At 41.8% G+C, this 26,218-nt stretch carries 22 protein-coding genes and 1 pseudogene; 17 read left to right on the forward strand and 6 right to left on the reverse strand.

Going from position 1 to position 26,218, the window contains the following annotated elements; translation table 11 throughout:
* Positions 1-21 precede the first annotated feature (21 nt).
* Positions 22-1,038, forward strand: a complete 1,017-nt coding sequence (locus tag MKX49_RS04870; RefSeq protein WP_072272640.1) for an aliphatic sulfonate ABC transporter substrate-binding protein — start codon at positions 22-24, stop codon at positions 1,036-1,038.
* 116 nt (positions 1,039-1,154) lie between these two features.
* On the opposite strand, the gene MKX49_RS04875 is transcribed toward MKX49_RS04870, so the two are convergent.
* Positions 1,155-2,093, reverse strand: a complete 939-nt coding sequence (locus tag MKX49_RS04875) for a DHH family phosphoesterase (RefSeq protein WP_340875354.1) — start codon at positions 2,091-2,093, stop codon at positions 1,155-1,157.
* A gap of 453 nt (positions 2,094-2,546) precedes the next feature.
* On the opposite strand from MKX49_RS04875, the gene MKX49_RS04880 reads away from it, so the two are divergent.
* The 3 genes from MKX49_RS04880 to MKX49_RS04890 are packed head-to-tail and all read left to right on the forward strand — an operon-like array spanning position 2,547 to position 5,294.
* Entirely contained in the window at positions 2,547-3,734 is a 1,188-nt protein-coding gene (locus MKX49_RS04880; RefSeq protein WP_034314369.1) for a CaiB/BaiF CoA transferase family protein, read from the forward strand.
* A gap of 14 nt (positions 3,735-3,748) precedes the next feature.
* Positions 3,749-4,954, forward strand: coding sequence for an acyl-CoA dehydrogenase family protein (locus MKX49_RS04885; RefSeq protein WP_340878469.1), 1,206 nt, complete (start codon positions 3,749-3,751; stop codon positions 4,952-4,954).
* A gap of 28 nt (positions 4,955-4,982) precedes the next feature.
* Positions 4,983-5,294, forward strand: coding sequence for a DUF3870 domain-containing protein (locus MKX49_RS04890; RefSeq protein ID WP_034315474.1), 312 nt, complete (start codon positions 4,983-4,985; stop codon positions 5,292-5,294).
* A gap of 238 nt (positions 5,295-5,532) precedes the next feature.
* On the opposite strand, the gene MKX49_RS04895 is transcribed toward MKX49_RS04890, so the two are convergent.
* Positions 5,533-5,790 (reverse strand): hypothetical protein, encoded by a 258-nt coding sequence (locus MKX49_RS04895; RefSeq protein WP_048682991.1) that lies wholly within the window; start codon positions 5,788-5,790, stop codon positions 5,533-5,535.
* A gap of 97 nt (positions 5,791-5,887) precedes the next feature.
* Positions 5,888-5,965 (reverse strand): annotated as a pseudogene (locus MKX49_RS28365) (CotG/ExsB N-terminal domain-containing protein); the annotation flags it as partial.
* A gap of 154 nt (positions 5,966-6,119) precedes the next feature.
* On the opposite strand from MKX49_RS28365, the gene MKX49_RS04900 reads away from it, so the two are divergent.
* Together MKX49_RS04900 and MKX49_RS04905 are read left to right on the forward strand one after the other, a co-directional pair.
* Positions 6,120-7,211, forward strand: coding sequence for a CotH kinase family protein (locus tag MKX49_RS04900; RefSeq protein WP_340875358.1), 1,092 nt, complete (start codon positions 6,120-6,122; stop codon positions 7,209-7,211).
* A 146-nt stretch (positions 7,212-7,357) separates the two neighbouring features.
* Positions 7,358-8,329 (forward strand): TRM11 family SAM-dependent methyltransferase, encoded by a 972-nt coding sequence (locus tag MKX49_RS04905; protein WP_439126800.1) that lies wholly within the window; start codon positions 7,358-7,360, stop codon positions 8,327-8,329.
* Between the two features lie 136 nt (positions 8,330-8,465).
* Here MKX49_RS04905 and MKX49_RS04910 read toward each other — a convergent pair whose 3' ends face one another.
* Complete coding sequence (locus tag MKX49_RS04910; RefSeq protein ID WP_063577030.1) at positions 8,466-9,662, reverse strand: M14 family metallopeptidase; 1,197 nt, start codon at positions 9,660-9,662, stop codon at positions 8,466-8,468.
* 187 nt (positions 9,663-9,849) lie between these two features.
* Complete coding sequence (locus MKX49_RS04915; RefSeq protein WP_340875362.1) at positions 9,850-10,815, reverse strand: MBL fold metallo-hydrolase; 966 nt, start codon at positions 10,813-10,815, stop codon at positions 9,850-9,852.
* A 309-nt stretch (positions 10,816-11,124) separates the two neighbouring features.
* Here MKX49_RS04915 and MKX49_RS04920 point away from each other — a divergent pair, with 309 nt between their 5' ends.
* Complete coding sequence (locus MKX49_RS04920; protein ID WP_340875364.1) at positions 11,125-12,102, forward strand: 2-hydroxyacid dehydrogenase; 978 nt, start codon at positions 11,125-11,127, stop codon at positions 12,100-12,102.
* A gap of 558 nt (positions 12,103-12,660) precedes the next feature.
* Positions 12,661-13,893 (forward strand): multidrug effflux MFS transporter, encoded by a 1,233-nt coding sequence (locus MKX49_RS04925; protein WP_439126799.1) that lies wholly within the window; start codon positions 12,661-12,663, stop codon positions 13,891-13,893.
* 50 nt (positions 13,894-13,943) lie between these two features.
* Here MKX49_RS04925 and MKX49_RS04930 read toward each other — a convergent pair whose 3' ends face one another.
* A complete protein-coding gene (locus tag MKX49_RS04930) occupies positions 13,944-14,729 on the reverse strand; it encodes an SDR family oxidoreductase (RefSeq protein ID WP_340875367.1) in 786 nt (261 codons plus the stop codon).
* Positions 14,730-14,935: 206 nt separating this feature from the next.
* On the opposite strand from MKX49_RS04930, the gene MKX49_RS04935 reads away from it, so the two are divergent.
* From MKX49_RS04935 to MKX49_RS04975, 9 genes are all read left to right on the forward strand, one after another.
* Entirely contained in the window at positions 14,936-15,934 is a 999-nt protein-coding gene (locus MKX49_RS04935; RefSeq protein ID WP_340878470.1) for a Gfo/Idh/MocA family protein, read from the forward strand.
* A gap of 81 nt (positions 15,935-16,015) precedes the next feature.
* Complete coding sequence (locus tag MKX49_RS04940; protein ID WP_057278928.1) at positions 16,016-16,324, forward strand: hypothetical protein; 309 nt, start codon at positions 16,016-16,018, stop codon at positions 16,322-16,324.
* A gap of 21 nt (positions 16,325-16,345) precedes the next feature.
* Entirely contained in the window at positions 16,346-17,467 is a 1,122-nt protein-coding gene (locus tag MKX49_RS04945; protein ID WP_340875369.1) for an NADH-dependent flavin oxidoreductase, read from the forward strand.
* A 259-nt stretch (positions 17,468-17,726) separates the two neighbouring features.
* Positions 17,727-19,136 (forward strand): GH1 family beta-glucosidase, encoded by a 1,410-nt coding sequence (locus MKX49_RS04950; RefSeq protein ID WP_340875371.1) that lies wholly within the window; start codon positions 17,727-17,729, stop codon positions 19,134-19,136.
* A 493-nt stretch (positions 19,137-19,629) separates the two neighbouring features.
* Entirely contained in the window at positions 19,630-21,270 is a 1,641-nt protein-coding gene (locus MKX49_RS04955) for a SulP family inorganic anion transporter (RefSeq protein ID WP_260088914.1), read from the forward strand.
* 84 nt (positions 21,271-21,354) lie between these two features.
* The gene (locus MKX49_RS04960; RefSeq protein ID WP_052137486.1) at positions 21,355-21,768 is read left to right on the forward strand and encodes a MerR family transcriptional regulator; all 414 of its coding nucleotides are present in this window, start codon (positions 21,355-21,357) and stop codon (positions 21,766-21,768) included.
* A gap of 245 nt (positions 21,769-22,013) precedes the next feature.
* Entirely contained in the window at positions 22,014-23,528 is a 1,515-nt protein-coding gene (locus tag MKX49_RS04965) for a carboxylesterase/lipase family protein (RefSeq protein ID WP_340875372.1), read from the forward strand.
* A 32-nt stretch (positions 23,529-23,560) separates the two neighbouring features.
* The gene (kynU, locus tag MKX49_RS04970) at positions 23,561-24,847 is read left to right on the forward strand and encodes a kynureninase (protein WP_340878473.1); all 1,287 of its coding nucleotides are present in this window, start codon (positions 23,561-23,563) and stop codon (positions 24,845-24,847) included.
* Between the two features lie 14 nt (positions 24,848-24,861).
* Positions 24,862-26,211, forward strand: a complete 1,350-nt coding sequence (locus tag MKX49_RS04975) for an amino acid permease (RefSeq protein WP_340875376.1) — start codon at positions 24,862-24,864, stop codon at positions 26,209-26,211.
* The last annotated feature ends 7 nt before the right edge of the window (positions 26,212-26,218 follow it).

Consider the following 26,218-nt stretch of genomic DNA (forward strand, 5'->3'; position numbering starts at 1 on the left):
AGTTATAAAGGAGAGAAAAATATGCTGAAAAAATCATTCTTTGCCCTTATTCTGTCTGTTTTGTTAATCGGAATAGTAAGCGGATGCACTCAATCCAGCAGTAATGATGAAGAAGGGGAAGGGTCCGGGGGGAAATCCGTGAAAATTGGTTATTTTCCTAACCTAACCCACAGTGCAACGATCATTGCACTTGAAAAAGGCTTTTTCGAAGAAGAGTTCGGTAAAGATGTCAAGATTGAAACCAAAACAGTGGCCAATGGCGGATTATTCATGGAAGCAATGGCCACAAACGCCATTGATGTCGGAACGGTCGGTCCTGGTCCATTGCTTAACTTTTACGTAAAAAACCCTGAATACCACCTGATCTCCGGGGCTGTTAATGGAGGTGCCGTACTTGTGGCTAGCGAAGGCAGCAAGGTCACGGATTTAAAAGATTTGGCCGGTAAAAAGGTAGCGATTCCCGTCATTGGAAGCACACAGGATGTCATGCTTAGGAAGGCCCTTCAAGATGTAGATTTAAAACCGACTACAAATGGGGGCACAGTTGAACTGTATGCGGCAGCACCTGCTGACACAACCGCCCTTTTTGTTCAAAAGTCTGTCGATGCAGCAGCGACCCAGGAACCATGGGGGTATGTATTGGAAAACCAGGCAAAAGGTAAGCTGGTGCTTGACTGGGATCAATTTGCATGGGGAAAAGATTCACCTAACACGGTAGTGGCTGCAAGCCAGAAGTTCTTGGATAAAAAGGGGCTCGCTGCTTCCTATTTGAAAGCGCATGAAAAAGCGGTGAAGTTCATACAGGAAAACCCTGAAGAAAGCCAAGAACTGGTTATTAAGCATTTGAAGGAACTGACTGGAAAAGAATTAAGCAAAGAAGAAGTGGCTTCAGCATTTTCACGCCTTGAAGTGACAACAGAAGTTAATGAGCAAGTCATTCAAGAAATGGCCGACATAAGTAAAGAAGCCGGTTATATCCCTAGCAGTGATATAAAAGGCATGATCGATTTATCAATTCTTGAAGAAGTGTCCAAATAACAAGCAAGCGCCTCAGCCATCCTGGCTTTGGCGCTTTTTTTAAAAGGCCGGATTTATCCATTTTAATTAAGCGGGAAATAATCCTGATATAAACACCTCAGGTCATGAACGCCCTGTTATGGACAGACTTGATCCAATGCTTGGATAACATGATCAACCTCCTCCCAGGAATGGATGGTAGCGCCTGAAGCCAGTGAATGTCCTCCACCATTGAATTGACGTGCGACCGATGTGATGGGAATATTCCGTGAACGTATCCTGACACGGATTTCAGAAGGGTATTCGATGAAGAAAGCCCAGATTTTATTGTCCCTGACACTTGATAGCGTATTGACTAAATTCGAAGCTTCGAGTCGATCCACCCCATACATATTTAAAAGCTCGTCCGTAATAATGAAGTAAGCTACCCCTTTATCAGTTACCTTGAAGCTCATGAGAATGTCTTTTTGAAGTCGGGAAGCGTTTTTCGCCTTAACATTAAGGCTGTTATGGATTCTTTCTGGCTGAATATTATAGATTCTTAAGTGCGAAACCATTTTTAATGTCCTGGGAGTGGTATTCCCATTCGTGAAATTCCCTGTATCACTAAGTATTCCTGCATAAAAAGATTTAGCCGCTTCTTTATTCATGATGAAGCCTTCTGGAAATTCCAAGAATAAATCAACAAGCATTTCACTTGCAGAGCTATAAGAAGGGTCGACCCAAGAAATATCACCGAATTGTTCGTATTCGGGGTGGTGATCAATTTTGATCAGCATGTCTCCATGATCATATCGGGAATCACTGATCCGTGAAATGTTGGCAGTATCACAAACAATCACTAAGGCATCTTTGTATTTGTTATCGGAAATGACATCCATATCACCTATGAATAGAAGCTTATCCACTTCCTCGCCTACCGCATAGACTTCTTTAGAAGGGCAGGAGTGCTTCAATAGCTTCTTTAAACCGAGTTGTGATCCCAATGCATCCGGGTCCGGATTTACATGACGATGAATGATGATTGTGTGGTATTTCTTGATCGCTTCGATTATTTCCATTTTTTTATTTTCCATAGCGCCATCCCCTTTTTAACCTTTCCTTGTCTGCCGAGTGACAATTGATAATATGTAAAATTCATATATTGACAGTTATACCTATTCAATCATCACATGCCAAACGAATAAAGGCAATTCCGATTACTTTGGATGGGGGGGGAGTGGAAGTATACGGGAAGTATGCGAAAGAGTATTCCGGGAAATGTAATAAAACACTCAAACAAAATTATTGCAAAATTCAAAAAATGCAACTATACTTAATTTACCAAACCGATGACAACAAGTTACCTTGTTGCATGGCCGGCTTGACATAAAAAACTGGAATCCATAAAAATTGACTTGGTTCACTTGATCTTCCTTTGCAGGAAGACGGTTCGTGGATAAGGGTCAGTGAAACATTCAATGTAATGACATTGTTGGTTTTGCTGGCTCTTTTTTGTGTATCCATGACAGTTTGAAAGGGGTGATGATATGAATGGAGCTTTGGAGGGAGTCAGGATTATCGATGTATCCCGTGTTTTGGCGGGGCCGTTTTGTTCAATGATTCTCGGCGATTTGGGTGCCGATGTCATTAAAATCGAGCATCATGAGTCAGGTGATGAAACGAGAGGGTGGGGGCCGCCATTCGCCGAAGGGGAAAGCGCTTACTATTTATGTGCCAATCGAAATAAGCAAAGCATGACCTTGAATTTAAAATCTGAGGAAGGAAAAGAGATTTTCCGGAAGCTGGTGGCTTCAGGGGATATAGTGATTCAGAATTTCAAGACAGGCACATTGGGAAAACTGGGGTTGGGTTATGAGGATTTAAAGGAAATCAACCCCAAACTGATCATGGCCTCGATTACAGGATTTGGTTTAACCGGTCCTTATAAAGATTTGCCAGGCTATGATTATATCATTCAAGCGATGAGTGGTTTGATGAGCATCACCGGAGAGAAAGATGGGAGTCCCGTGAAGGTCGGAGTGGCCATAGCTGACATATTGACTGGCTTGTATACATGCATTGGCATTTTATCCGCTTTACATCATAGGGATAAATTGGGGGAAGGACAGGAAATTGATATTTCATTAATGGATTGTCAGGTTTCTTCATTGGTGAATGTCGCCAGCAACTATTTATTCAGTGGCTTGACCCCTGAAAGAATGGGGAACCAACATCCAAATATCGTTCCATACCAGACGTTCGGGACAAGGGATGGAGAGCTTGTCGTGGCTGTGGGAAATGATGATCAGTTCAGGAGATTTTCAACCGTTATAGGCAGACCTGATTTAGCGGAACAGGAACAGTTTAAACATAATGAAAAACGTTTGCAAAACAAGGAAGAATTAATACCGATAATAGAGGATTCGTTGAGAGGTAAGACAAAGAAGGAATGGAAAAGGCTGTTTGATGATGCAGGGATACCGAATGGTCCGATTAATGATATAGCAGAGATGTTCGAGGATCCGCAGATCATCGCAAGAGGCATGTTGGTGAGCATGGAACATCCCACAATCGAAGATCTTAAAGTGACGGGATCGCCCCTGAATCTTTCAAAAACACCGGTTACCATGAGAAAGCATCCGCCACTCTATGGCGAGCATACCGATTCCATTTTGGCTGAAATAGGATATAGTCCAGATCAAATAAGCAAATTCAAGGAAAATAAAATTATTTAGGAGGAATTTTAATGATGAATTTCGAATTAACAGAAGAGCAGCAAAGTGTGAAGAAAGTGGTAAGGAAATTTGTGGATAAGGAAATTATTCCATATATTCAAGAGTGGGATAGGCAAGGTCAATTCCAGCCGCATATTTTAAAAAGGTTAGCTGAATTGCAGTTGATGGGCGTGTGTATACCCGAAGAGTATGGCGGGGTCGGAATGGATTATAATACCCTAGCCATCGTTTGTGAAGAGCTGGAGCGAGGAGATACGGCTTACCGAACTGCAGTTTCTGTACATACAGGGTTGAATAGCATGACCCTGCTTCAATGGGGGACGGAAGAACAAAAACAGAAATATTTAGTACCCCAGGCAAAAGGAATTAAGATTGGTGCTTTTGGGCTGACTGAACCGAATGCAGGGTCTGATGTAGCGGCAATGAAAACAACGGCAAAACGTGTTGGGGACCATTATATCTTAAACGGGTCAAAAACATGGATTTCGCTCTGTGATTATGCAGATCATTTCCTCATTTTCGCCAAGACGGATCATGATGCCGGTTCAAGGGGAATCACTGCCTTTATCGTGGAACGGACTTTCGAGGGAGTGGAGTCGAAAGCCATTAAAGGGAAATTAGGAATTCGTGCGGGGAATACAGGCGAGATCTTTTTAACGGATGTAAAAGTTCCGGTGGAGAATAGGCTTGGTGAAGAAGGTGAGGGCTTTAAAATTTCCATGTCGGCATTGGACAGCGGCCGATTTACAGTTGCCGCAGGTGCTGTAGGGTTAATTGAAGCAAGCCTGGAAGCAAGCTTGAAGTATTGCCATGAACGAAGCACATTCGGAAAAGAGATTGGCAGGCATCAGCTCGTTCAACAGATGATTGCCAAGATGACAGCAAATTTAGAGATTTCCAGATTGCTGGTCTTTAAAGCGGGCACCTTGAAAAATCAAGGAAAAAGGAATACGAAGGAAACATCACTTGCCAAGTGGATATCATGTAATGCTGCTAATGAAGCGGCCAATGATGCTGTTCAAATTCATGGTGCCTATGGCTACTCGGATGAATATCCAGTCGAACGTTTTCTGCGGAATTCAAAAGCTCCGGTCATTTACGAAGGGACCCGTGAGATTCACACTGTAATGCAGGGTGAATACGCACTTGGCTATAGACAAGATAAAGAGCTTCGCAAGCAATTGCCTGCATGGCCCTTCGAGCAAGTTTCCGTACATTAACTATAGATAGAGGAGATCAGAACAGATGATGAACACATACTTTATTGCAGGGCATGCAAAACTTCCTCAAGGGATGGCAGCGAGAAATATATATGATTCAATCACGATCACGGTGGAGCTTGACTTTAAATATGGAGTAATAGTCGAGGCTTCCTGTACGCTTGCTACAGAGCATGGCAGGGAATTCATCCGTCAACTGCTGCGCGGTTATTGCCTGAAAGATGGTATCGAAGAATTGATTGATCGTGTGCAAATTCATTATCGTGGAAAGGCTGGTCAAGCCATTCAAGCAGGGCTGAAGGATGTGTATGCACAGTTCGAATTGGTCTCCGTTAAATAAGTGAAACCGGAAGGGTCCTACCGTATGTAAGAGGGTAGGATCCTTTTATTATAGGTACAGGTTCTAAACAGGATTATGCTAGAGTCGGAATAACCGTTGCAGGTAAGGAGAGACATTTAGATGGTTATAACTGTACGTGATAATTATAAAACACAAAACTCGTCATTATACGACGAGTTTTGTGTATTTAAAATGTTAAGGTAAAGCTTAATGACCAGTGAAAAATATTGATTGTGCATTAAAACGGATTCGAGAAGCTAGAAGCACCATTTCCGTTTATTGCGAAAGTTATTGCAGCAGAGCCACCTGCAGTTGTTGGAGGAGCACCGGTTTCTGCTTGTGCGCCTTTGTCTGCTGCATGTAGATCTCCTTTTCCAGCAAGAGCCCCTTTGCGTTCCGGAAGTTGATCGTTTCCAGCAAGAACCCCTATGAGTATTCCTGCTTGTGCGCCTTTGCGTGCGGCAAGTGGAACTGCTCGTGCGCCTTTGAGTGCCACGAGTGGACCGATTCCTGCCCATGCAACGTTTAGTGCTGCAAGAAGAGCACCCTTTATTGTTATTTGTACGTGAATGTCTGCCTATTGGATGTGGGTCATTAAACATGAAATCGCTTAACCCCATGGAATTGGCTCTATCCACCGCATTTTGTATGTCACGAATGATGTCTGACATATATAATCCCCCTTTCTATACATTAAACTATGTTGCTTGTACGTGATGTGCTAAAGATAATCCCCAATCTTTTTAAAAATAGTGTTTTTAGGGTGACACCCCTCGCTTTTTTTCCATAATTTAATAGGAAAGTGAAAGGGAAGGGTTAGGTTATATGAATGCTGACAAGAAGCTGCCTGTGTATCAGCTTTTTATTCCACCAGTTAATTTAATGGAGCTTCGCAGAGATATATGGTGCAATGATCCTTTACCTGCAAAGTTAACGATCAACAAAAAAAAACTTGATATTGATATTGTTTACCGTGGCTCACATATCCGAAGTTTTCGGAAAAAATCCTATAATGTAGTCTTTTATAAACCTAATACTTTTAAGAATGCCAAGGAAGTTCATTTAAATGCCGAATATAAAGATAAATCTTTACTAAGAAATAAATTATCTTTAGACTTTTTTGCGGATATAGGCACCTTGTCACCGAACTCCCAGTTCGTTTTCCTGAATATGAACGGAAAGGACGAAGGGATATACCTCGAATTGGAATCGGTGGATGAATATTATTTGAAGAAAAGGGGGCTCCCCAAGGGTGCCATTTTCTATGCAGTGGATGGTGATGCCAATTTCTCATTGATGAGCGATTTGGATAAAGGAATCAAAAAATCATTGGAGATGGGCTATCAAAAAAAGTGCGGGACAGAAAAGGAGGAATTATATTTACAAGAGCTGATCCTCCAAATCAATACAATTTCAAGAGTGGATTTTGAAAAGGAAATCGTAAAATATGTCGATGTGGAAAAGTACCTGCGCTGGCTGGCCGGTGTCATATTCACGCAAAACTATGATGGGTTCGTTCATAACTACGCTTTGTATCGAAATGGAGATACCGGTCTATTTGAAATGATTCCATGGGATTATGATGCGACATGGGGCAGGGATGTTAACGGGAAAGTGATGGAAGAGGATTATGTGGGAATCGGTGGGTTCAATACATTGACTGCTAGAATCCTTGATGTAAGGGGATTTCGTGTCAGGTACCAAGAACTTCTTAAGGAGATTTTGAACAATCAATATAACGTGGCCTATATGAAACCTATCATTCAGGAAATGCATGATCAATTAAGACCTTATGTATCAAAAGATCCATATATCAAGGGGAATAAGGAGAAATTTGATGATGAGCCCGAATTCATCCTGAAATTCATTGAGGCCCGTGCGAAGTATATAAATAGCCACCTGTATAAATTGGATTAATAATTCCTTTCGTTTAGAGATGGAACAATGAAAAATATAGTGGCAGGAATGCTGAATAAAAAGCATTCCTGCTTTTTTCTGCACGATTCCATTTGCTTTTCTATACTATTACAGCTATGTTTGATAGAAAGGTATAATCTAAAGTAATGAAGGATGGGAATGGATTGACTAATCATAGCCGCAAACCGGCATATATATATACATTTACATGCACCCCTGACGAACGCTCATTATCTAAAATGGAGATGCGTTCTTTCTTTGGCTTTGAGACTTCAGGGGATATTTTGAAAAGTGATATAGCCATTGAACCGAGCAGGAGCCCTTTTATAAAAGGGCGGGTCGACATCATGTTTGAAGGGGAAAGCATATCCGAAATTGTTGATCAAGTTAAGGATATTCATTTGCCTGATTCGACGTTCAAAGTATTATTCGTGAAAATTAATGATTTGAATAAAGAAGAAAAAATAGATTATGATGGACAGCGTGAAATTGAACGGGAGATTGGCTGGCACATTCAGGGAAATGCCGATGTACGTAATCCAGATCAGGTCTTTGGAATCGTGACGCTTGGCGGTCGTTGGTATTTTGGGAAGTATGTCAAACCTGAAGCGGTTTGGTTAAAACATATGAAGAAGCCCCGTGAATATTCAACTGCGCTTAGCACGAGAGTGGCGAGGGCCATTGCCAACATTGCCGTTCCACATCCGGATGGGGTGAAGGCAATTGATCCATGCTGCGGAATTGGAACGGTATTGGTGGAAGCCCTTTCGATGGGGATCAATATTGATGGCCGGGATATCAACCCGCTTGTTACCGACGGTTCAAGGGAGAACATTGCCTATTTCGGACTCGAAGGTGATGTAACTACAGGTCCGATTTCGGAGGTCACCAGTAAATATGATGTAGCGATTATCGATATGCCTTATAATCTATATACACATGCGACGCCGGAGGATCAGCTATCAATCCTTAAGCACGCAAGGAGCTTTGCTGATAAGGTCGTCGTCGTAACGATCGATACGATGGATCATATGATTGAAGAAGCTGGATTTGAGATTGCTGATCGCTGTGTTGCCAGGAAAGGCATTTTTTCCAGAGAGATTGTCGTGTGCGTGTAAGTATCTTCAGCAAGAAAAGGCTGAAATTTCAGTGTCAATTAGACAAATAAAAAGGGCTTTGCTGCCATCTGGCTTCGATATTCAACCGATGCCAGATGGCGGACAAGTCCCCTTTACAATTAAGTTTCAAAATTGACTAGATTCCGGGTGTAGATGAACTTTCAGGAATTTTTTCATAGTCTGATGGATTAAGATTATGAACCGATCCATCTGTTACGCCATTGATAATACCCATTAGCCCCGTTTCAACCGTTTTTACGAGCTGGCCATTCTTTTTTTGCCCAAAGTTTTGTGTTTGACCACTAACTTCAAATAGAACCGTTCCACTTCCGTTTAAAGCAAACGTCCCTAAAGCAGTTCCTGGCAGGTCAATAGATTGATCATATAATGAAATATTTGTAAAAACTGAATTCCCTTTTGCTTGCAGTGCATTATACGCAGTAAGTGTTAACTGACGAGAGAAATCATATTTGAAATCATCTGCATACTCTGCATATTTAGCACCTTCTGGAGTGCTTGGGTTAGGAACGAATTTACCTGATATTGACATAGTTGCACGCTCATCAGTTCCTTCGAGATATGGGAATCCTTGATGATGAAGATCGATAAAAACATCCACTTTCCCGAATTTCGATTTTAACCCTTTATATGTGTCACGTAGCGTTTGCGCTTCGGGGGTAATAAACCAGCCTGGCTTTTCAGATGCCCCCGGGAAGTCTTGAGGTTTTGGTACATAATTTAGGTCTGGATTGAAGTCACGATTAACATCAAATCCTGGTTTGCTAGCATAGTCGTCTCCTGATCTGGGAGTAGTGTAATAGTTCCAAGTAGGTTTTGCATTAGAAAGTTGGGGGAATTTACCTACAACTTCAGACCATTTCATCTCATTTCCACGACGATCAAGCTCTGAGCCGTCTACGTTCATCATTGGAATGGCAACAATTGTTAGTTCATCAAGAACTTTCTTTACCTCAGGCGAGTTACTTTGACCAAGGTTTTTAAGAATGTTCAATAACGCGACAGTTCCTGTTTTTTCATTTCCATGAATTTCACTTTGAATAAGAACGACTTTGTCACCATGACCGACAGTCACTTTTTGAATGGAACGACCCTGATTCGTTTTTCCGGCCACTTCTACATTGACTATCCCTGCACTCGCTTGCTCAAGTTGATTTAATTCTTTTACAAGTTCGTCATAATTTAGGAATGCTTCGGTAGAAAGGTTCGTTCCGCCTGTCGGATTTGGTCCTCTTTCAGCTAAGCTGACATTTGGGCCAAGTAATGTTGCGGCTACTACTGTTGAACTTAAAACCTTTAAAAATTTTCTTTTCACATCAAATCCCCTATTCTGAAAATATTTAATATTCAGATAATAAATTCTTCACTTTCTAATCGATTTCCTGTTAGATTCATTAAAACACCCAAAAAGGCCTATGTATTTCAGATTCAATTATTTTGTACATTTTCCATGAAAAAGTCCCTACTAAGTGGGGACGATTTCAATTCAGCCTTTTTTGATGTCATTTAGCTTGATAATGAACTACATTTTCAACGAGTTGTTTCGTGACCTTCGCCTGATATTCCAAATAATCCAAATGGCCGATGATTTCTGACATGACGAGCGGGAATTCTGCTATATACTTTTGTTTGTAAAACTCCTTTGCCAGTTCATTGCCTGTAGAAATTCCGGATTCTATCAAGGCCAGGATCTTTTGTGATTTCCTCTCTATGCTGTTGAGTCTTTTTTCAATCAGATGACCGGGTTGTTCAATCACGTTACCATGACCAGGAAAGAGGAGATTCACCTGTAATGCTGAACATCGTTTTAATGAATCGATATGATCTACAAGAGTCAGCATTCTATTACCGTTTTCATCAGGTTCGATCAAGGCATTGCTTGAGATATGTTCAATCAATAAATCACCGGCAAGAAGCCGTTTCCCTTCTCGGTCAAGGAATGCAATTTGATCCGGGGCATGCCCGGGAAATTCGATCACCTCAAAATTCAGCCAGTGTTTTTCCGTGATTGCGATGATGTCCCCATTCAGTTTTTGATCTTTATTATTATCGACCGCGTTGAATAGGTAAGCCACTTGTTTATCTCCAAGTTCACCACAGCCCATCTCAAGGTATAGCTGTTTATAAAATTCAATTCTCATACTTAAGAAGTCAGGGTCCCTTTTTAAACGGGGAATGGATTTAGAATGGGCATAAACGGGAATCGGATGGAGTTCGGTAATCCGGTTGACCAAACCAACATGGTCTCCATGGTGATGGGTTAACAAAATTTCCGTGATGTCCCCAACTGTAAATCCATTTTCATTTAATGTTTGCTGCAGTGCATTCCAGCAAACGTCATCATTCATACCTGCATCAACTAATGTTAAAGATTCATCCTGTTTAACTAAATAAAAGTTTATACTTTTTAAAGATAAAGCGCTTGGAGCTATAATTGGATAAATTTTAAATGTTGTATTCGTTTTCATGAACGTCCCATATCCTCCTAAATCGAGATATACTTCATCTGGAAAATTGCGATATTACTAAATGACCGAATAGATGTAAAGGGTTATTATTCTATGATTGGTTGAATGAACTGAAACTGTCAAGCGGAAGCTTCCAGGCAATCAAGAAATTTAATAGTAAGATTGTTTGGAAATGATGGTCTATTTATCTAGTTTATTTTAAAATTGAATAAACAAGCTAGTCATTTAGCCAATATTCTTTAAATTTAATTATTGTGTAATGAAAACTGAATGTGTTCCATGGAAAGAAACGGTATAGGAGGTTATGGTTTGAAGCCAAAAATTTATATTACAAGGAAATTGCCAGAACAAACCATCGAGGGTCTTAGTTGGAATTATGATGTCAGGATGTGGGATCAAGAGGATATACCGGTCCCTAGAGAAGTCCTTGTAGAAGAAATGAAAGAAGTCGAGGGGCTGCTTTGCTTATTGACGGAACAAATCGATGAGTCACTGATTGAACAGGCACCCAATCTGAAAATCATCGCGAATATGGCAGTGGGCCATAATAATATTGACGTTCAAAGTGCAACAAAACGGGGCATCATGGTAACGAACACACCGGGGGTTTTAACGGAAACGACAGCTGATTTAACCTTCGGCTTACTGCTTGCAACGGCAAGGAGGATGATGGAGGCAGAAGATTATTTAAGGAGTGGAAAGTGGGAAACATGGTCGCCGATGCAGCTGACAGGACTAGATGTACACGGTGCAACGCTGGGTATCATCGGGTTAGGCAGAATTGGGGAAGCCCTTGCAAAAAGAGCTAAGGGATTTGATATGAACTTAGTTTATTTTAATCGAAGCCGTAAATATGAACAGGAAAAAGAGTTAGGAATCGAATATCAGCCCCTTGAAAAATTGCTCCAAATCTCGGATTTCGTTTGTGTCATGCTGCCGCTCACAGCGGAAACGGCTTATATGATTGGCAAGGAGCAGCTGGAATTGATGAAAGGGACGGCTGTGCTCATTAATACCGCAAGAGGCGGAATTATCGATGAAAAAGCGTTGTACCAGGCGCTGGAAAATCGAGAGATTTGGGCGGCTGGATTGGATGTATTCGAAGAAGAGCCGGTCCCTCTGGACCACCCGCTGCTAACATTGCCCAATGTGGTTACTTTACCGCATATCGGGAGTGCTAGCATTGCCACAAGAATGAAAATGGCAGCTCTTGCTGTACAAAACTTGGTGGACGGATTATCTGGGGATACTCCCCGTAATTTAGTATTGTTGAATAAATCAAAATGACGCTAAAATGGGATTCGGAATGGTTTCATCCCGAACAAAGATTTTAAAACAAGAATAGATTATCCTTCATGTTTTTTTACTATAATCCTTATTGGATTGAAGAAATTTGCGACACTCCTGCCGAATAACTGGCTTGCCGAGACCCCACAGACGCTTGCGTCAAGGAGGCTTGGCAGACAGTCGGCGGAAAGGGAGCGGATTTCTGAAATCACCGGCAACCTTTTTTAAATAAAAAAACTGCAGGCAAGCTCTCTTCACTTCAAGTTTGTCTACAATCTGAAATGACCCCAAAAATGGGGTCATTTTTTATGGGGAATGTTGGACCTTTAATAGTTTTTCTTTGGTTCGCAGTATTCTCAAATGATATTTCCTGAAATATGATTTGTCCTTTTTAGAAGATTTCGGAGTTTTGATGCACCTGTGCTTACCTGAGTGCCGAAAGGAAGAATCCCATTCAAGTGGAGCATACTTATCGTAAATTGTTGCGATCTTTTGTAAAATAAAGAAAGTCGAGTTTTATTTAGGAAGAACAATTAGTTGAAAGGAATAGGGTTAATAATGATTGAAATGAAGGAAACGATATCATCAGGCAACGAAATGACTAAATCCAAAAGGCTGTTGATGGCTCTTATGCTAGGGTCTTTTGCAGCGATTGGACCACTGTCACTTGATATGTATTTACCAGGTCTCCCCACACTGGCAGAGGATCTGAAAAGCAGTACGTCATTAGCGCAGCTAAGCTTGACTGCCTGTTTGTTAGGATTGGCTTTGGGCCAAATTTATTTAGGGCCTCTAAGTGATGCAAAAGGAAGGCGTTCACCGTTAATCATATCTTTATCCATTTATTGCATTTCATCTCTGTTATGCGCTTTTGCCCCAACCATTGAATTGCTTTTATTATTACGTTTTATCCAAGGTATTGCGGGAGCGGGAGGCATTGTCATTTCAAGGGCCATAGTTCGTGACCTTTTTTCAGGAACGGATTTGACCAAGTTCTTCTCCATGTTAATGCTGGTGAATGGGGCGGCACCGATATTGGCTCCGGTTTTTGGCGGTCAACTTTTGCAGTTCACTTCTTGGCGGGGCGTTTTCATTGTCATTTCAGTATTAAGTATCATTATGGTTGCGGCTGCATTTTTTGGGATAAAGGAAACTTTATCGTCCAATCACAGGAGTGCTGGCGGGGTAAATGATACAATCAGGACTTTTGGGAACTTATTGAAAGATCGTGTGTTTATGGGCTATGCTTTTGCACAAGGATTCATAAGTGCTGCAATGTTCGCTTATATTTCCGGATCGCCTTTTGTTCTCCAGAACATTTATGGGGTTTCCCCACAGACCTTCAGCCTGATTTTTGCAATAAACGGGGTTGGGATCATCATCGCTTCACAAGTTGCCGGGAAGCTGGCAGGCAAGGTTAAAGAAGAAAGATTGCTTCAAATGGGGTTATGCCTAGCTTTGTTTGGGGGAATATTACTTCTTGCCTCAGTCCTTCTCGAAATGGGCTTGACCGGAATCTTGGCCGCTTTATTCCTCTCCGTCTCCAGCGTCGGTATTGTCGGTACAACGAGTTTTTCTTTAGCGATGCAAAATCAGAAAAAAACGGCAGGCAGTGCTTCGGCTTTAATTGGCTTGCTTCCCTTCATATTAGGATCGCTAATGGCTCCCCTGGTGGGGTTAGGTTCAGGTGAGTCGCCCTTGCCGATGGGAATTGTGATGGTAAGTTGTCATGTCATCGCCATGTGCGCTTATTTACTCCTTGCCCGTCGCGGGTTAAGGCGAGTTGCTTAAAAAGAAAAGCTGAAATCCTGATGTGGATTTCAGCTTTTTGCCTTTTTGATTCATAATAGTGATTCCGCTCCATCGATATAAACTTCCGTGCCCGTAACATGGGAGGACATGTCTGATGCTAGGAATAATACGAGATCACCAGCTTGTTCGGCAGTCCCCGCTTTCCTTGCCAGGGGCTGGGAGCCTTCGGGATATTCAATGGGAATCCTGATTTTTTTAAGGTTTTCTTCTTCCGGGAATGTGTTATTGTCAATGTTCGTATCGATGGAACCGGGACAAATGGTATTTACCCTGATTTTATATCTTGCCAATTCGAGTGCGGCCATTTTACCGAAAGCGACTTGACCGGCTTTGGATGAACTATAAGCGGAAAAACCAAAATTCTTGAAATATCGGTTTCCGTTGATGGAGCTGTTGATCACGATGCTGCCACCCGTTTCCTTCATGTAAGGAATGGCGTATTTGATGGTGAGAAAGGTGCCTTTGAGGTTGATGGTATGTGTCTTATCCCAATCTTCTGGCTTTATGTCTTCTATAGGGGCAATCACTCCGTTGATGCCTGCGTTTGCAAATACAAAATCAATTTTCCCAAAATGTTCATGGGCTGTTTTGTAGGCAAGTTCAACTTGCTCAGCCTTGGAAACATCCGTTTTAATGATTAAAGCCTCTCGACCAAGGTTCTCGACTTCTTCCTTCACTTTTTCGGCATTTTCGACTGTACGGTCAAAAAAGACGATGTTCGCGCCGTTTTCAGCTAGTTTCAGTGCGGCACCCCGGCCAATTCCTGATCCCCCACCGGTAATGATGGCAACTTTGTTTTTCATTAATTCTGTCATACACTTCACACGCTCCTTTTAAGTTTTCTTTCCCATTTTGGGAGTATGTAGAAACATCATGGCAGTTGTAATATAGAAAAATTATAAACGAATATTGCCTAAAAAATCCAATTTAAGCAATTGCGAGTGTTCAATATACTTTGTTTTTCAGTGAAATGTCTGTATATTGAGGACATGATAAAGTTAGCTTGAAAGGGGATAGGATGTTGATAAGATTAGGGGTAATAGGTACAAATTGGATCACGGAACGATTTTTGGAGGCTGCAAAGCATGTAGAGGGTTTATCCTTAACTGCCGTGTATTCACGTACAGAGGAGAAAGCGAAGGAATTTGCCAATAAATACGAAGTACATACGACTTTTACGAATTTAGAAGCAATGGCCAGCAGCGATGAAATCGACGCTGTGTATATAGCAAGCCCTAACTCCCATCATTGCCGGCAAGCCGTGTTATTTTTACAAAATAAAAAACATGTATTATGTGAAAAACCAATGGCCTCGAATGCGGCTGAAGTAAGGGAAATGATTGAGGCTGCAAAACAAAATGATGTGCTATTGATGGAAGCGATGAAATCGACCATCATGCCGAATTTCGAAAGTATAAAGGGCAATCTGGATAAAATCGGGAAGATACGGCGTTTCTCGGGAAGCTTTTGCCAATACTCATCACGATATGATTCATATAAACAAGGAACTGTGCTGAATGCATTCAATCCTGAATTCTCAAGTGGCTCTTTAATGGATCTAGGCATTTACGTGCTCTATCCACTTGTTGTACTGTTCGGTAAACCGAATAAGGTGCAGGCATCAGGAACGATGCTCGAATCAGGAGTTGATGGGCAAGGTACGATTCTGCTTTCCTATGATGAAATGGAGGCAGTCGTCATGTTTTCCAAAATTACTGAGTCCAATTTGCCATCGGAAATTCAAGGTGAAAATGGAAGCATCATCATTCAGAAAATTTCAGGACCGCAAGCGGTGGATATTCAGTATCGGGATGGAACCACTGAAAATATTTCCGTTAAACAGGATATGCCTACCATGTATTATGAAGCGAAGGAATTTGTTGATTTGATACAGCAGGGGAAAATGGAATCCGATATAAATACATATTCGAATTCACTGTTGACTATGGAAATCATGGATGAAGCAAGAAGGCAAATCGGCATCGTCTTTCCTTCAGACCGCGGACAAGGCCAATCATGAAGGGGAAAAATGGATGTTACTGATAACCCTTAATTGGGTAGAACTCAGTACAGGGATAATTTTATTGTTGGAGGAATGGACATGAATTGTAAAATAAATCGCAATGCAGCAAAGGTCTTACAAAAAATGCTGAGCACTGAAGAAGCCGAAGGGAAAATGATTCGTGTATATATCACCCATATGCATGGTGATCATGCCCATTATGACATGAAGCTGGATACACCGGCAGAATATGATGAAATCGTAAAAACAGATAAAGATATCGATATTTTGCTTGATTCACGTGAAGAATTTCTGGATGGTGTCTGGATTAAATATTTTTATGTTCCAGAAGAAGGCTTTGAAATCACGAATCCTTCTAAAGAACCGCATGGACATCATCACCACTAATAGTAAAGGGGGAGGATTGGCATGAATCAAAAATACGAAAAGATCTTTCAACCATATATATTTCCATCAGGGGTAGAAGTGAAAAATCGTATCATGATGGCTCCTATGACCACTTATTCTTCGGATGACCAAGGGGTTGTAACCGATGATGAACTGGCCTATTACGCTGAGCGCTCGGCTGGTGTAGGTGCGGTTGTCACGGCATGTGCCTATGTATCTGCTGGAGGCAAGGGATTCCCAGGCCAACTAGGTGCAGATGACGATTCCTTTATCCCATCCTTGAGAAAACTAGCTGAAACGATTCAGTCCAACGGGTCAAAAGCAATCCTGCAAATATATCATGGAGGCCGTCAAAGTCCGCCGGAATTATTGCCTGATAACCAACCTGTTTCTGCAAGTGCCATTGCTTCCAGCGAGGAAGCACCTGTACCGCGGGAAATGAGTGAAGATGAAATACAAGACGTTATTAAGGCATTTGGCGAAGCAACAAGAAGGGCCATCGAAGCAGGTTTCGATGGTGTGGAAATCCATGGTGCCAATACTTACTTGCTTCAACAATTCTTCTCGCCACACTCGAACCGCCGTACAGATAAATGGGGCGGAACATTGGGAAAACGATTGATTTTCCCGCTAACCATTGTGAATGAAGTCGAGAGAACGGTTGCCGAGCATGCAGAAAAGCCGTTTATAATTGGCTACCGCCTTTCTCCTGAAGAAGGCAGCAATCCTGGAATCACTTTAGATGATACGATTCAATTCGTTGATAGATTAGCGAATCAAAACCTGGATTATCTACATATATCGGTAGGTCACTTCTGGAATGGCTCATTCCGTGAGAGTGATAGGACAAAGTCGCGCATCGTTAAAATTTACGATAAAGTAGGTAATCGTATCCCGGTGGTCGGTGTAGGATCACTGCATGCACCCGATGAAGTTGCAGAAGCCATGGAAACGGGGGTCCCTTTTATCGCCCTTGGCCGTGAACTTCTTATGGAACCGCATTGGATTGAAAAAATCAGGTCTGGAAAAGAAGCGGAAATACGGACTACCCTCTCAAAAAAAGATCAGCATGAACTGGTCATTCCAGATCCGCTTTGGGAAAAGTTGATCGGGATAAAAGGCTGGCTCCCGGTTGTGGAATGATTGCTAAATCTTTAATATGTGTAACCCGTCCCTCAAAAGGTGGACGGGTTTTTGTATGTTCATATGCTACTAAGTATCGATCATCTTTTGCTAGAAAAAGAGAGATTGATTCAGCGGAATTCTGGATTTAATCATTCCGTGATAGTAAATACTATCTATAAGGCTTATGTTTTACGTGAACTAAAAATAATATTTGTACCAATGAATAAAATATATTATTATCAATTTAATAAGCAGGTATGAAAAGGGAGGGTTTTTAATGAAATTTCCACACGATTTTTTATTCGGAGCAGCTTCTGCTTCTTTTCAAATAGAAGGAGCATGGGATGAAGATGGTAAAGGCATAACGAATTGGGATGTTTTTTCAAAGATTCCGGGGAAAACATTTGAAGGTACAAATGGGGATGTAGCGATAGACCATTATCATCGTTACAAAGAAGATATTAAATTAATGGCAGAGATGGGACTTGAATCATATCGCTTCTCCATTTCATGGGCCCGTATTTTGCCAACAGGTGATGGGGAAGTCAATGAAAAAGGCTTGGAATTTTATAATAATGTGATTAATGAATGCTTAAAATATGGGATTGTCCCATTTGTTACGCTGTATCATTGGGATTTGCCTTTGACGCTTGAACAAGATGGGGGATGGACGAATAAGCGAACAGCTGAAGCATTCGTCAAGTATGCGGAGATTTGTTTTCGCGCATTCGGAGACCGCGTCAAACATTGGATCACGTTTAATGAAACGGTTATGTTTTGCGGTTTAGGGTATTTAAAAGGAGCGCACCCGCCTGGAATCCAAAACGATGAAAATAAATACTTTCAAGCGACACATTATGTTTTTTATGCACATGCCAAAGCGGTAGAGGTATACAAGGCACTGAATCATTACGGTGAAATTGGGATTACCCATGTATTCCTGCCAGCTTATAGTACTGATGACAAACATGAGAATGTATTAGCTGCTCGGCATGCCAATGAATATGAAACCTTTTGGTATTATGACCCAATTTTAAAAGGAGAATATCCAGCTTATGTGGTTGAGCAATTGAAGGAGAGAGGCTGGACACCAAGTTGGACAGAAGAAGAACTGGATACGTTAAAAAGGAATGCGGAGAAAAATGATTTTATTGGACTCAATTATTACCAGCCCATTCGGGTGGAAAAAAACCTGGAAGCCGTTTCAAACATGGAGCATTCAAGAGAAACATCTACTCTGGCTCCAGGGAACCCGTCTTTTGATGGCTTTTATCGGACCGTGAAAATGGAAGATAAAACCTATACAAAATGGGGCTGGGAAATCTCACCCCAAGGGTTTTTAGATGGCTTGCATATGTTAAAAGAACGTTACGGTGATATTAAAATGTATGTTACAGAAAACGGACTTGGTGATGAGGATCCGATTATCGATGGTGAAATAGTGGATGTTCCCCGTATTAAATATATTGAGGAGCACTTAAAAGTGATTAAACGTGCAATCAACGAAGGCATCCATTTAAAAGGGTATTACGCATGGTCTGTCATTGACCTTTTAAGTTGGTTAAACGGGTATAAGAAGCAGTACGGATTTATTTACGTGGATCATCATGATCAGTTAAAACGGAAAAAGAAGCTGTCGTTTCATTGGTATAAGCATATTATCGAGACGAGAGGAGAAGAGCTGTAACTGAAAGTGTGTATTAGGGCAAAGCATGTTTTGAGCAATCTTCCTCAAAACATGCTTTTTCCATTGTTCACTGATTAAGTTTCCGGTATGAGGAATTAGTCCAAAGTTCAAACCTCCTGATTCGTAGTCTGAATCTCCGGCTTCAAATTAACTAGACTGGAAAAATGGTCCCGGATTGTAATGTTAATGTAAAAATATGCAAAAAGTTGTAAACAAATGTTAACATTTCTAACAATGTACAGTTTTACGTTTTACTGTATAATGTTGAAGCGTGGTCGAGACCATGTCAAATAACCTTACAAAAGGAGATTATATATGACGATTATTTCTTAGTTTTGAAAAGTCCCCCGCTTAGATTGTCCCGTTGAAAAATGCCTACAATAATTAGATTAATTTCAAACAAGTAACTCCCTCTAAAATGAAAGAATGTCATTTTCGTGATGATGCTAGATTCCAATCTTAAAAAACGACTAAGGATGTGAGTTTGAAAAAGATGATAAAAGATTCTAGATTTCAAGGATATAACATGAAGGGTTTTCAAAAAGACGTGACGGCAGGATTGGTCGTAGGGGTTGTAGCCATTCCTTTAGGGCTGGCTTTTGCAATTGCTTCAGGCGTCGAACCGATATATGGGTTATATACGACCATCATCGCTGGTATTCTCATTTCGATTTTGGGTGGCTCCAAATATCAAATTGGAGGGCCGACCGGGGCGTTCGTTCCTTTATTATTTGGAATCGTTATGCAATATGGGTATGAAAGCCTGCTTATTGCCGGGTTTTTAGCGGGGATCATGTTAGTCCTGATGGGTCTTCTTAAGTTAGGTAATTTGATGAAGTTCATTCCCCGTCCCGTCATCATTGGATTTACAACAGGAATTGCGATAATAATCTTTTCAGGGCAAATTGCCAATTTCTTTGGTATGAAAGTGGAAAAACATGAAGCGTTCATGGATAACATGAAGGAGCTGGTGATTAAAGCAGACACGATCAATCTATACAGTGTGATCGTTGCGATCATATGCTTTGTCGTCATACTGCTGGCACCTAGGTTTGTGCCACGAGTGCCAGGACCGCTTCTGGGTCTGCTAATATCAACAATGGCAGCTTACCTTTTATTTCCCGATAAGGTGGCTACGATTGGTTCCACGTATGGAGCGATTCCGAGAGGTTTTCCGGAATTCCAAGCACCGGAGCTTTCAGTGGAAGTCATTATCACACTCCTTCCCGTTGCTTTTACAATTGCCTTGTTAGGCGGTGTCGAGTCATTGTTATCCGCTACCGTGGCGGATAACATGGGCGGTACCAAGCATGATAGTAACAAAGAGTTGGTTGGGCAAGGAATTGCGAACATCGCGACCCCATTCTTTGGCGGGATACCTGCAACAGGAGCAATCGCCAGGACCGCTACCAATATAAAAAGCGGGGCAGCCTCCCCGATGTCCGGAGTCATTCACGGAATTGTCGTTTTACTGGTTTTGCTGGTGCTTTCCCCATATGCAGCGCATATACCGTTGGCTAGCATGGCACCCATATTGATGTTTGTTGCCTGGAATATGAGTGAAAGAAAGGAATTCGCTCATGTATTGAAAACAAAGACGGCGGATTCTGCGGTTTTGCTAGTCACCTTCCTCATCACTGTCTTCACTGATTTAATCATGGGAGTGGGAATCGGCTTATTGATTGCATTCATCACCTTTATTGCAAAAATGAGCCACACGTTAAAGGTTAGGGAAAGAAGTCATGAGATTACCGAGATTGTTCCAATTGATAATTCGGATTCAAAGATCAATGTGTATAACTTGGAAGGACCTCTTTTCTTTGGTTCGATAGACGTCCTGGAGTCATCGATATTGGCTAACTTGGATAATAAGACGAAAGTGTTGGTATTAAGCATGCGCCGGGTAACATATATGGACACTTCAGCAGAGGCAGCACTATTGGCGATCGTTAATCGCATTCGAAAATATAAGGGGAAATTGATCATTTCCGGAATTCAGCAGCAACCAAAGGAATTGTTACTCAGCACTGGGTTGTATCATAAAATAGAAAAACAGCACTTTTTTAAATCGAAAGAAGATGCCCTGTATTTTGCCAAGAACCAGCTGAAGGGCAATTCGGATAAAGTAGTCTAATAGTTTCATCTTGAAGTCACCTTTTTGGATAGATGTGTTATAGTATCGTTAACAGTAGATTTTTTAAAGAAGGTGACTATCTGGGTGAATGTATATCGGATTGGCCAGCTTGCTGAACTTGCGAATGTTTCGAGAAGAACCATTGACTATTACACACAATTAGGAATGCTGAACTATGAAAAAACTGGGTCAAGATATCGGTATTACACAGAAGATGCTTTAAATCGACTTCAAATGATTAATCGGTATAAAGAACAGAATATGCCTTTGACTGAAATCAAGGAACGGTTACAAGTCTTGTCTGAAACCACTGTTGATTCTGAGCAAGTGCTCTTGATGGTGGACAAGCTATCTACAGACCTTAGAGGCCTGGAGAATGAATTGCTGGAATTAAAGCCTTTATTGGAACAGCTCGATGAACAGCAATTAACATATGCTGCACAGCAGCTTTCCGTTCGGGGCAGCTCTTTATTGAGTATCCTTGCCATGCTTGCCTAAGATTTTTGCCGAGTTCAACAAAAAAGACCTGATTGGGTCTTTTTTTGTTGAACGGGTCATTTGAAAACCATTATTTAAAATAACAATTCAAACTCCTGAGGATAACCGGAGCTTTATATACAATGGCATTCCTTTATTTCGGATGAACGGACTCCATAGATCTTTTTTCGATAAAGATGAAGGATATAAGGGAATGGAAAAAGAAGAACTTACATATCTACTACTATATGAAGAGGTGAGTGGGAATGATTGGATCAATAGTTACGACGGTAAAAGGACATCTTCAAGGTACTATGGAAAACGATATATGCGTTTGGCGTGGAGTCAGGTATGCGAAAGCGCCGATTGATGGACTGCGTTTCCGTTCTCCGGAGCCAGTTGATAATTGGAGCGGTGTCATGGATGCAGTGGATTTTGGTCCCGTTCCCCCGCAGCCGATGGATCGTGCGGTAAGAACAGGAATGAGCGGAAATGAAAAAATGGATGAGGATTGCTTGTTCCTGAATATTTGGTCGCCTAGAGCTGATGATAATAAACGCCCGGTCATGGTGTGGATTCCAGGAGGAGCATATATAACAGGAGCTGGATCCCTTGATATGTACAATGGTCACTTACTGGCTAAAAATGGAGATGTAGTCGTGGTAAGCATCAACTATAGGCTGGGGGCACTGGGATATCTGGATTTTACCGAGTTGGCAGGTGAAGGGGAAATATTTGAAAACAATTTAGGTTTACGTGATCAAGTTGCGTCTCTGAAATGGGTTAAAGAAAATATAGAAGCGTTTGGCGGCGACCCTGATAATGTTACGATATTTGGTGAATCAGCTGGCGGTAATGCGGTGACGACTTTACTTACTGTACCTTCAGCGAGGGGGCTTTTTAAACAGGCCATTGCAGAAAGTCCTGCTCCGACATCTGTTTACGGAAAAGGATTTGCGCGCCAATTCAGTGAAAGGTTCCTTAAGATATTGGGCATTGGAAAGGGTGAAATCCACCGATTAAAAACACTACCAGTTCAAGAGATTGTCGCTGCCTCCCACCAACTCTTGCAGGAAAATTCACAGGAAATGCCGGGCTCACTAGCATTTGGACCAGTCGTAGATGGTGACTTCCTGCCCGATTATCCACTTGATTCGATTCGATCGGGAAGAGCAGGGGGAATACCCTTGCTTATAGGAACAAATAGGGACGAAGCGACATTATTCGATCAGATGGACCCCCCGTTAATCCCAACTAATACGGCGATGATTCATAAAATGTTCGAAAATACTGATCCGAAGGCGAAAGAGCGAATTACGAATGCTTATACAAACTACCCAGAAAAGGAAGCTGTACTAGGCATTGGCCGTGATGCGACATTCCATATTCCCTCGGTTTGGTATGCGGAGGCATACAGCCGCTTTGAAAAAACATGGATGTATCGTTTTGATTATAAAACGGCGGCCATGCGCATAAGTAAATTAGGGGCGACACATGGTATGGAAATCCCTTTTGCTTTCCAGACCTTCGACTCGGCATTCGGGAAACGGATTGTTTCATATGGTTCAAGGTCAGCTGCCCTAAAGGTTTCCCATAGAATGCAGGGCCATTGGGTCAACTTTGCGAAATATGGAAACCCCAACCCCCCGGAAGGTGAAATTTGGCCGAAATATGATGAAATCAACCACTACACAATGATTTTTGATAAAAAGGATTATATTGAAAAAGATCCTGACAGAATGATAAGGTTGGCATGGGAAGGGGTAGGGATTTACAAGTGAAAAAAAGTGGATTGGAAGGAAGCGGGGAGAACATGGATATCAATAATTTCATGTCAACGAAAGAGTATGCGAAAACGTTGGATCAGGAAGATCCATTAGTTTCTTACAGAGAGGAGTTCTATTTAAACCCCGGGATGATTTATATGGATGGCAACTCATTGGGACTTTTATCGAAGCGGGCTGAGAAAAGTTTAATGAAGTCATTGGAAGATTGGAAAAAGTATGGGATCGATGGCTGGACGGAGGGTGCAGAGCCCTGGTTTTACTTTTCTGAGAGATTGGGTGAATTGAGTGCCCCGTTGGTAGGAGCTTTAGAGGATGAAGTGATAATGGGAGGGTCGACAACGGCTAATCTGCATCAGCTTGCAGCCACTTTTTTTGAACCGAGAGCTGGCAGGAATAAGATTTTGGCGGATGAACTGACCTTCCCAAGTGATATCTATGCACTTCAAAGCCAGCTACGATTGCATGGGCTTGACCCTTCGGCACACTTGGTTCAGGTGAAAAGCCAAGATGGTAAATTCCTTGAAGAAGATGACATCATTGCAGAGATGAACGAGGAAATAGCGTTGATTGTACTTCCGATGGTTTTATATCGAAGCGGTCAGATCCTTGATATGGAAAGGTTAACGAAGGAAGCGCATGCGCGTGGAATCATGATAGGATTCGATGCCTGTCATTCTGTGGGTGCCATCCCGCATTTGTTTGACAATTGGGAGGTGGATTTCGCTTTTTGGTGTAATTATAAGCATTTGAATGGCGGACCAGGATGTGTAGCGGGGTTATATGTGAATCGGAAGCATTTCGCAAGGAAGCCTGGATTGGCTGGATGGTTTGGCTCGCGGAAAGATAAGCAGTTTGCTATGGAACATACCTTTACCCAGGCCAATTCGGCAGGTGCCTTTCAAATTGGAACTCCCCATATATTAAGCATGGCTCCCCTTTTAGGCTCGCTTGAAATGTTTGCGGAAGCGGGGATAGAACAAGTTCGGAAGAAATCCTTGAGGCTGACTCAATATCTTATGGATTTAATACAATCGGAATTAACGGGATATGGATTTGAAATTGGGAACCCAAGGCATGAATCAAAAAGGAGCGGTCATATCATCCTTGAACATCCAGAAGCTGCGAGAATATGTAAAGCATTGAAACAAGAGGCCATCATTCCCGACTATCGTGAACCGAATATGATTCGTTTAGCACCTGTCGCTCTTTATACCTCTTTTCAGGAAGTCTATGAAACTGTACAGGTACTCAAGAAGATCATGGACGGCAGATTATATGAAAACTATGAAAATAAAAGGGGAATCATTGCCTAGAATGGGAGCAACATATGGAGAAAAATAAGCTGCAACGTGAATTATCATCGAATCAAATCACTATGATAGCCATGGGGTGTGCAATTGGCACCGGGTTATTTTTGGGCAGCGGCCTTGCGATTTCAACGGCTGGTCCAAGTGTACTTATCAGCTATGCAATAGGTGCATTCATTGTCCTTCTGCTGATGGGATGTTTGGCGGAAATGACTGTAGCCTATCCAACATCGGGATCCTTTGGAACCATTGCGGAAAAATATATAAGTCCATTTGCGGGTTTTGTTGTGAGGTATTCCTATTGGATAGCGAATGTACTTGCCATTGGTGTCGAAGTGAGTGCCATCGCTGTTTATATGAAATATTGGTTTCCAGGTGTGCCTGGAAGCATTTGGATTTTCCTTTTTGCTGCACTGCTAATCTATGTAAATGCGACGAGTGTCAATACATTCGGCAATTTTGAGTATGTATTTTCAATGATCAAGATAAGCGCCATTGTCATATTCATTCTACTGGGGGCCTATGTGGTGATTGGCGCCGAACCTTCAAGCGGGATCGGTGTAGAGAACTATGCCAATGATGGAGGTTTTATGCCTTTCGGATTTTGGGGGCTCTGGGTCGCCATATTCATTTCGCTCTTCAGCTTTTTAGGAACTGAGCTGATTGCGGTGACGGCGGGGGAAGCAAAGGACCCGGATATAGCCGTACCTAAAGCTTTGAAGGCAACTGTCTTCAGGCTTGCCACTTTTTATGTACTGACTATCGGGATCATGTTAATGATTGTTCCCTGGCAAGCTGCCGGTATTGATAAGAGCCCATTTGTCAAGGTAATGGAAATCCTGAATGTCCCCGGGGCATCTGGGATAATGAATTTCATTATTTTAACCGCTGCTTTATCTGCAATGAATAGTCAATTATATGCCTCCACCAGAATGATATATTCATTATCCGAGCAACATCAGGCTCCAGCCCTATTTCAAAAAGTGAGCAGGAAAGGTGTCCCGCTAAGGGCCCTTCTCATATCCACTTTAGGAATATTTCTTGCTGCAGGAGTAAAAGTCCTGCTTCCGGATACTTCATATGCATTCATGATGGGGATATCGATGTTCGGAGCCATTCTAACCTGGTTCATGGTGTTCATTTCCCATTTATATTTCAGGAAGAGGTGGGAGAAATCAGGGGGCCGCAAATTACCGGTTAAAATGTATGGATTTCCATATCTAACGATTCTTGGTGCATTTCTTTTGTTTGCATTGACGGTATCCACCTGGTTCACTGGCCCATTTAAAATCGTGCTCCAGTTCGGGGTTCCTTGGCTCATCTTTCTTTGCATCGTTTATTTATTGATGTCGAAATTCAAAAGAAAGTAAAGGGAAA

The organism is Peribacillus sp. FSL M8-0224, from assembly GCF_038003055.1.
Lineage (GTDB): Bacteria > Bacillota > Bacilli > Bacillales > DSM-1321 > Peribacillus > Peribacillus frigoritolerans.